We start from the raw sequence: 7,155 nt of genomic DNA, 5'->3' as shown, positions 1-7,155 counted from the left end.
GGGGCGCGCCCCCCCCCCCCCCCCCCCACGGCCGTACGGCGAAGGGCGGCACCCCCGGTGGGGTGCCGCCCTTCGCCGTACGGCGGCGGCGGACGCGCGGTCGTGGAGACCGTGGACCGTGGGCCGGTCTACGGCTCGAACTTGTAGCCGAGACCGCGGACCGTGACCAGGTAGCGCGGGGCGCCCGGGTCCGGCTCGATCTTGGCGCGCAGCCGCTTGACGTGGACGTCCAGGGTCTTGGTGTCACCGACGTAGTCGGCGCCCCAGACCCGGTCGATGAGCTGCATACGGGTCAGCACACGGCCCGCGTTGCGCAGCAGCATCTCCAGGAGGTCGAACTCCTTCAGCGGCAGGTCGACCTTCGAGCCGGAGACCGTCACCACGTGCCGGTCGACGTCCATCCGGACCGGTCCGGCCTCCAGGGCGGCAGGGGTCACCTCCTCCGGCTCGCCGCGGCGGCGCAGGACGGCCCTGATCCGGGCGACCAGCTCGCGCGAGGAGAACGGCTTGGTGACGTAGTCGTCGGCCCCTATCTCCAGCCCGACCACCTTGTCGATCTCGCTGTCCTTGGCGGTCACCATGATCACCGGGACATTGGACCGGCCGCGCAGCTGCCGGCACACCTCGGTGCCGGGCAGACCGGGCAGCATCAGGTCGAGCAGGACGAGATCGGCGCCATTGCGCTCGAACTCGTCGAGACCGTCGGGCCCGGTGGTCGCGATGGCGACCTCGAAGCCCTCCTTACGGAGCATGTAGGACAGGGCGTCGCTGAAGGACTCCTCGTCCTCGACGACGAGCACTCGGGTCACGGAAGGACCTCCGGGGCGGGAAGCGGTTCGTACGGGGATGAGACGGTGGTCGTCCCGTCGGGCCGGCCGTCCTCGTCTTCGAGGTCGGACGGGTGGTCGGTCGCACGGTCACGGGCCGCACCCGCCTCCGGCAGCCGCAGGGTGAACGTGGAGCCCTGTCCCTCCGAGCTCCACACCGTGACCTCCCCGCCGTGCGAGGCGGCCACATGCTTGACGATCGCGAGACCCAGGCCCGTACCACCCGTGGCACGGGAGCGGGCCGGGTCGACGCGGTAGAAGCGCTCGAAGATGCGCTCCTTGTCCTTGTCGGTGATGCCGATGCCCTGATCGGTCACGGCAAGTTCGATCATGTCCCCGCCGGTCGCCGGCACTCTGCGGGCGGCGATGCCGACGCGGGTGCGGGAGGGCGAGTAGTTGACGGCGTTCTCCACGAGGTTGCCGAGGGCGGCGGCCAGCTGGCCGCGGTTGCCCCACACATGCAGATCGGCGGTGCCTCCGGCGGCCATCGTGATCTGCTTGGTGCCGGCCTGGTGGCGGCAGCGGTCGATGGCCTCGGCGACGAGTTCGTCGACCCGCACGGGCTCGGCGTCCTCCAGGGGATCGTCGTTCTGCACGCGTGACAGGTCGATGAGCTCCTGCACCAGGTTGGTCAGCCGGGTGGCCTCGATCTGCATACGGCCCGCGAAGCGCTCCACGGCCTCGGGGTCGTCGGAGGCGTCCATCACGGCCTCGGAGAGCAGCGACAGGGCGCCCACCGGCGTCTTCAGCTCATGACTGACGTTCGCCACGAAGTCACGGCGCACCGCCTCTATCCGCCGGGCCTCGGTGAGGTCCTCGACGAGCAGCAGCACCAGCCGGGAGCCGAGCGGGGCCACACGCGCGGAGACGGCGAGGGCCTCTCCGCGCCCGGTGCCGCGGCGCGGCAGGTCCAGCTCGACCTGGCGTATCTCGCCGTCCCGGCGGGTGTCGCGTGCCATCTGGAGCATCGGCTCGACCGCGAGTTTGCCGCCGCGCACCAGGCCGAGGGCATAGGCGGCGGAGCTCGCCTTGACGACGGCATCGGATTCGTCGAGTACGACGGCCGAGGACCGCAGTACGGACAGCACCGTGTCCACGCCCGGCGGAAGCACGGGGTCGGTGTGCAGGGAGGTGCGGGTGGGGCGCTTCTGGTCGCGCTCGCTCCAGCGGAACGCCAGCATGGCGATGACGCCGGTGAGCACTCCGGCGATCGCTGCCGCTGCGGCGACCGCCGCGTTCACGTCCATGCACCCAGGTTAGGCACGTCCCGACACTTACCCACAGCCATGCGAGTGCGACCTCGAACACTCGTCGCTCAGAGTTCACCTTGGAGCCAGTATTGATTCATTTCAGATGTCGGAAACGGTCGCGTACGGACCGGAACGTGGGAGCGTGGGGACCGTAGGGCGCCGTGTCCGCCGTGTTCGCCATGGTGACGACGGGCCCCGGCCCCCGGCCCCCGGAAACAGACGCAAGAGAGGGACACCCTGATGCGGGACGCGTACCACGAGGAACTTGACTCGATCGGCGAGGGCCTGGTCGAGATGGCCCGGCTCGTCGGGTCGGCGATCGGACGCGCCACGACGGCGATCCTCGACTCCGACCTCAAGCTGGCGGAAACCGTGATCGAGGGCGACAAGAAGGTCGACGATCTCCAGCACGACCTGGAGGCGCGCGCGATAGCCCTGCTCGCCCGCCAGCAGCCGGTGGCGACGGACCTGCGCATCGTCGTCACGTCGCTGCGGATGAGTGCCGACCTCGAGCGCTCGGGCGACCTCGCCCAGCACGTCGCGAAGCTGGCCCGGCTGCGCTTCCCGGAGCGCGCCGTCCCGCAGGACCTGCACGCGACGATCCTGGAGATGGGCCAGCTCGCGCAGCGCCTGATGGCGAAGGCCGCCGAGGTCATCGTCACGAAGGACATCGACCTGGCGATGCAGCTGGAGCAGGACGACGACGAGATGGACCTCCTGCATCGCACGCTCTTCCAGCACCTTATCGACGACCGCTGGAAGCACGGCATAGAGACGGCCGTGGACGTCACCCTGCTCGGTCGCTACTACGAGCGCTACGCCGACCACGCGGTCGCGGTCGCAAAGCGGGTGGTGTACCTGGTCACGGGTGAGCACGCCGACGACCTCCAGCAGGACATCCAGCCGGTGAGGGGCGTCGAAGGCGCCTGACCGCTGCCGGGGCGGAAGGGCCCGCGCCGGGGTCGAAGGAGCCCGGCCGACGGCGGGCGAGCCTCCGTGCGCCGTTGATGCGCCCGCTCCGGCGGGCATGCAATGGGTACAGGCACAGTCTCGTCAGACTTCGAGGAGAGACCCATGGCCGAGGCCCCCAGCACGCCCGACCCCACACAGGAGCGCGAGACCCAGCAGCCCGTCGAGATCAAGAGCCTCCCTCTGGTCGGCGCGTGCGGCTGCGGATCCGGCTGCGGATGCGGATGCCAGTCGGGTGCACCCTGCCAGTGCGGCTGACGCCGTAGGGCACGCACGATCTCGACCGGTACGACCACCATCGATCACGGAGCACAAGGTGAGGGGCCCGGCCGGCGCGGGGCCCCTCATCTGCATGCCTCCATGCCCGCGCGCCTGGCCCCGGGCCTCCGTGGCAGCCGGGATCGTAGGGGCGCAGCATGGAGAGGGGAGCACGCGAGCGCACCCGGAAGGAGGTGCGGGCCATGACTCAGTTCATGGACGTGCACCACGACATGCAGGGCATCACGGACGAGCAGCTGAAGCAGGTCCACCGGGCCGACCTCGCCGTGGAGAGGGACGAGGGCGTGCACTTCGAGCGGGCCTGGGCGGACCCTGAGTCGGGCACGGTGTACTGCCTCTCGGAGGCCCCCTCGGCCGAAGCGGTCCGCCGCGTCCACGAACGCGCGGGCCACGTGCCCGACGAGATCCACGCGGTGCCGCTGTCCATCTGGTGACCGGGCGGCCGGTGACCGGCCGGGGAGTCACAAGGCAGGCGTCCCGTCCATGGCGCCGGTGAGACCGGGGGCCGGCGCGGGTGCCCGGAAGCCGGAGTCCCGGGCCCGGGCGGCCGACGGTGGCCGGGTCCACCGCGTCATGCGCCGCTGGATGGCCGTTCGTCGCTGGATGGCCGTACGTCGCCGGATGCGTGGCCGACCATGACGGCCGGGTCGACGGTTCGGTCGAACTCCTCGGCGCTGACGTAGCCGGAGGCCAGGGCGGCCTCGCGCAGGGTGGTGCCCTCGTCGTCGGCCTTGTGGGCGATGGCGGAGGCCTTGTCGTAGCCGATCACCGGTGACAGCGCGGTGACCAGCATCAGGGACCGGTTGACGAAGTCGTCGATCCGGGAGCGGTCGAGCTGGGCGCCCTCGATGCAGTACTGGCGCAGCTTGGTGCAGGCGTCGGCGAGGATGGTCGCCGCGTGCAGGAAGTTGTTGATGATCACCGGGCGCATGGCGTTCAGCTCGAAGTTGCCCTGTGAACCGGCGAAGGCGACAGCCGTGTCCTCGGACAGCACCTGGATGCAGACCATGACCATCGCCTCGCACTGGGTCGGGTTGACCTTGCCCGGCATGATCGAGGAACCCGGCTCGTTCGCGGGGAGGACCAGTTCGCCGAGGCCGCAGCGCGGCCCCGAGGCCAGCCAGCGGATGTCGTTGGCGATCTTCATCAGGGCCACGGCCACGGCACGCAGCCCGGCGGAGGCGCCGACCATGGCGTCCAGTCCGCCCTGGGCGGCGAACTTGTTCTCGGCGGTGACGAACGGGTAGCCTGTCTCGGCGGCGATCTCGGCGGCGATCTGCTCGCCGAATCCGGGCGGGGCGTTCAGCCCCGTGCCGACGGCGGTGCCTCCCGCGGCCAGCTCGAACAGGCCCTCCGTCGACCTCGCCACCCGGTCGACGGCCTGCGCCAGTTGATGGGCGTAGCCGGACCATTCCTCCCCGACGGTGAGCGGGACCGCGTCCTCCAGATGCGTACGGCCGATCTTCACCACGTCGCGCCACTGCTCCGCCTTGTCCTCGATGGCCCGCTGGAGCGCCTGCACGCTGGGCAGCAGCCTTTCGTGGACCGCCTTGACCGCGGCGATGTGCATCGCGGTGGGGAAGGTGTCGTTGGAGGACTGGCCCATGTTGACGTGGTCGTTGGGATGGACCGGGGACTTGCTGCCCAGCTCGCCCCCGACCAGCTGGATCGCCCGGTTGCTGATCACCTCGTTGGTGTTCATGTTGGACTGTGTCCCGGACCCGGTCTGCCACACGTACAGCGGGAAGTGGTCGTCCAGCTTGCCCGTGATGACCTCGTCGGCCACCTTCTGAATCAGATCGGACTTCCAGCCGGGCAGTCGCCCGGCCCGGCCGTTGACCAGCGCGGCGGCCTTCTTGACGTATCCGTAGGCGTGGTAGACCGCCTTGGGCATCCGGTCGTCGCCGATGGAGAAGTGGATCAGGGACCGCTGCGTCTGCGCACCCCAGTACCGGTCCGCCGGGACCTCGACGGCACCCATGGAGTCGGTCTCCCGCCGGGTGCCGCTCGCGTGCAGGCCGATGGGCACGTCGAGGATCTTCGGCACGGGTTCGTGCGGGGCCGGGGCGGTCCGGTCCGTGCCGGAGCGCGCGCTCATGACGCCGATCCGTCGGTGTAGACGGGCTTCCACATGGCCTCCCGGACGGCGCGCCCGGGATCGTCCGGCTTGTGGCTCGCGACGCCCTCGTTGACCGCGGCGCCGACCACGGCGGTGGCGGTGATGGCCGAGGACCCCCACAGGTTCTCCACCGGTGGCAGCAGGGAGGCGCCCGGCGCGGAGACGTCGACCTGGTCCGCCACCGCCTGCGCGGCCGCGAGGAGCATGCCCGCCGTCACTCCCGACGCGCCGGAGACGATCGTGCCGAGCCCCAGTCCGGGGTACAGCAGCGCGTTGTTGGCCTGCCCGATCTCGTAGGTGACACCGCCGAACTCGACGGGCGGTACGGGGATGCCGACCGCGACCAGGGCCTTGCCCCTGGTCCAGGCGATGACGTCGGCGGGCATGGCCTCGATCCGCGAGGTCGGGTTGGAGATGGGGAAGATGATCGGCCGCTCGGTGCCCTCGGCCATGGCCTCGACGACCTCGCGGGTGAACGCCCCGTGCACCGTGGAGGTGCCCAGCAGAATGGTCGGCTTCACCTGACGCACGGTCGTCGGCAGTGAGATCGTGCCGCCGTCGGCCGCCCAGTCGGCGACCTCGGCCCGGTCGCGCGCGTAGGGCCGCTGGTAGTCCCGTAGATCGTCCATGTCACGGGTGAGCAGGCCCTGCTTGTCGATCAGCCAGACCTGGGCGGTGGCCTGCTCGGGGCTCGCACCGTCGCGGATCATGGCGTCCCGCAGCTGGTCGGCGATGCCCACCCCGGCGGTGCCGGCGCCGAAGACCACGAGCCGCTGGTCCCGCATCGGCACGCCGCTCACCTTCACGGCCGACAGTGCCGCGGCCAGGGTGATCGCGCCGGTGCCCTGGACGTCGTCGTTGAAGATGCGGTAGGTGCCCCCGTACTTCTCCAGGATCCGCCGGGCGTTTCCGGGTCCGAAGTCCTCGAAGTGCAGCAGGGCGTCGGGGAACATCGACGAGGCGGTGCGCAGGTACTTCTCGATGAACGCGTCGTAGTCGGCGCCACGCACGCGTGGGTGCCGATTGCCCACGTACAGAGGGTCGTTCAGCAGGGACTTGCGGTCCGTGCCCACGTCCAACGACACCGGGATCACCCGGCGCGGGTCGATCCCGGCGGCCGCGGTGTACACCGCGAGCTTGCCCACCGCGATCTGGATTCCGCCCACGCCCCAGTCGCCGATGCCGAGGATCTCCTCCGCGTCGGTGCACACGATCAGATCCACGTCCTGGGGCCCGAGCCGGAACGTGGCGAAGGTCTTCTCCATGTCCTCGGGCCGGTCGAGGGACAGAAAGGCCCCGCGCGGACGCCGGTACTCATGGGAGTACTTCTCGATCGCCTCGCCGACCGTGGGGTCGTAGACGACCGGAAGCAGTTCCACCAGATGGTCGGTCAGCACCTTGAAGTACAGGGTCTCGTTACGGTCGTGCAGTTGCTCCAGGCTGACGTTCTTGGCCAAGTCGCTGCCCTGGGCCTGGATTTGGCGGTACGCGCGCTCGGCCTGCTGCTCCAGTGTCAGCATCCCGGACGGCAGGCGTCCGGTCAGCCCCAGGGCATCCCGCTCCGCTTGCGTGTACGCCGTACCGCGATCGAGAAACGGATCCGCCAGAACGCTCGGGGTAGCCGGAGTCGGAACGGTCTTCTCGCTCATGTGGCCTCCAGTCGCGTATGCGGCGCGCCCGCTGCCGCGTACACCGCCGCTGCTCTCCGCCT

At 70.3% G+C, this 7,155-nt stretch carries 7 protein-coding genes; 3 read left to right on the top strand and 4 right to left on the bottom strand.

Annotated elements, in window-relative coordinates:
• Positions 1–128: 128 nt before the first annotated feature.
• On the bottom strand, positions 129–809 hold the full coding sequence (locus AB0L95_RS32150) for a response regulator transcription factor (RefSeq protein ID WP_009340348.1): 681 nt from the start codon (positions 807–809) through the stop codon (positions 129–131).
• A complete protein-coding gene (locus AB0L95_RS32145; RefSeq protein WP_365167726.1) occupies positions 806–2,074 on the bottom strand; it encodes an ATP-binding protein in 1,269 nt (422 codons plus the stop codon). The genes AB0L95_RS32150 and AB0L95_RS32145 overlap by 4 nt, the downstream gene beginning before the upstream one ends.
• A 243-nt stretch (positions 2,075–2,317) precedes the next feature.
• On the opposite strand from AB0L95_RS32145, the gene phoU reads away from it, so the two are divergent.
• From phoU to AB0L95_RS32130, 3 genes are all read left to right on the top strand, one after another.
• On the top strand, positions 2,318–3,007 hold the full coding sequence (gene phoU / locus AB0L95_RS32140) for a phosphate signaling complex protein PhoU (protein ID WP_365167723.1): 690 nt from the start codon (positions 2,318–2,320) through the stop codon (positions 3,005–3,007).
• Between the two features lie 144 nt (positions 3,008–3,151).
• Positions 3,152–3,304: a hypothetical protein gene (locus AB0L95_RS32135; protein ID WP_311694484.1), complete on the top strand. Its 153-nt coding sequence runs from the start codon at positions 3,152–3,154 to the stop codon at positions 3,302–3,304.
• 203 nt (positions 3,305–3,507) lie between these two features.
• On the top strand, positions 3,508–3,759 hold the full coding sequence (locus tag AB0L95_RS32130) for an SCO4226 family nickel-binding protein (RefSeq protein WP_365167720.1): 252 nt from the start codon (positions 3,508–3,510) through the stop codon (positions 3,757–3,759).
• 137 nt (positions 3,760–3,896) lie between these two features.
• Here AB0L95_RS32130 and fumC read toward each other — a convergent pair whose 3' ends face one another.
• Both fumC and AB0L95_RS32120 read right to left on the bottom strand, forming a co-directional pair.
• Positions 3,897–5,423: a class II fumarate hydratase gene (fumC, locus tag AB0L95_RS32125; RefSeq protein ID WP_365167718.1), complete on the bottom strand. Its 1,527-nt coding sequence runs from the start codon at positions 5,421–5,423 to the stop codon at positions 3,897–3,899.
• The gene (locus AB0L95_RS32120; RefSeq protein ID WP_365167716.1) at positions 5,420–7,093 is read right to left on the bottom strand and encodes an NAD-dependent malic enzyme; all 1,674 of its coding nucleotides are present in this window, start codon (positions 7,091–7,093) and stop codon (positions 5,420–5,422) included. The genes fumC and AB0L95_RS32120 overlap by 4 nt, the downstream gene beginning before the upstream one ends.
• Positions 7,094–7,155 lie beyond the last annotated feature (62 nt).

This window comes from Streptomyces sp. NPDC052036, assembly GCF_040680495.1.
GTDB lineage: Bacteria > Actinomycetota > Actinomycetes > Streptomycetales > Streptomycetaceae > Streptomyces.
The sequence above is the reverse complement of the archived record's forward strand: the minus strand, read 5'-3'. Positions and strand labels throughout refer to the sequence as shown.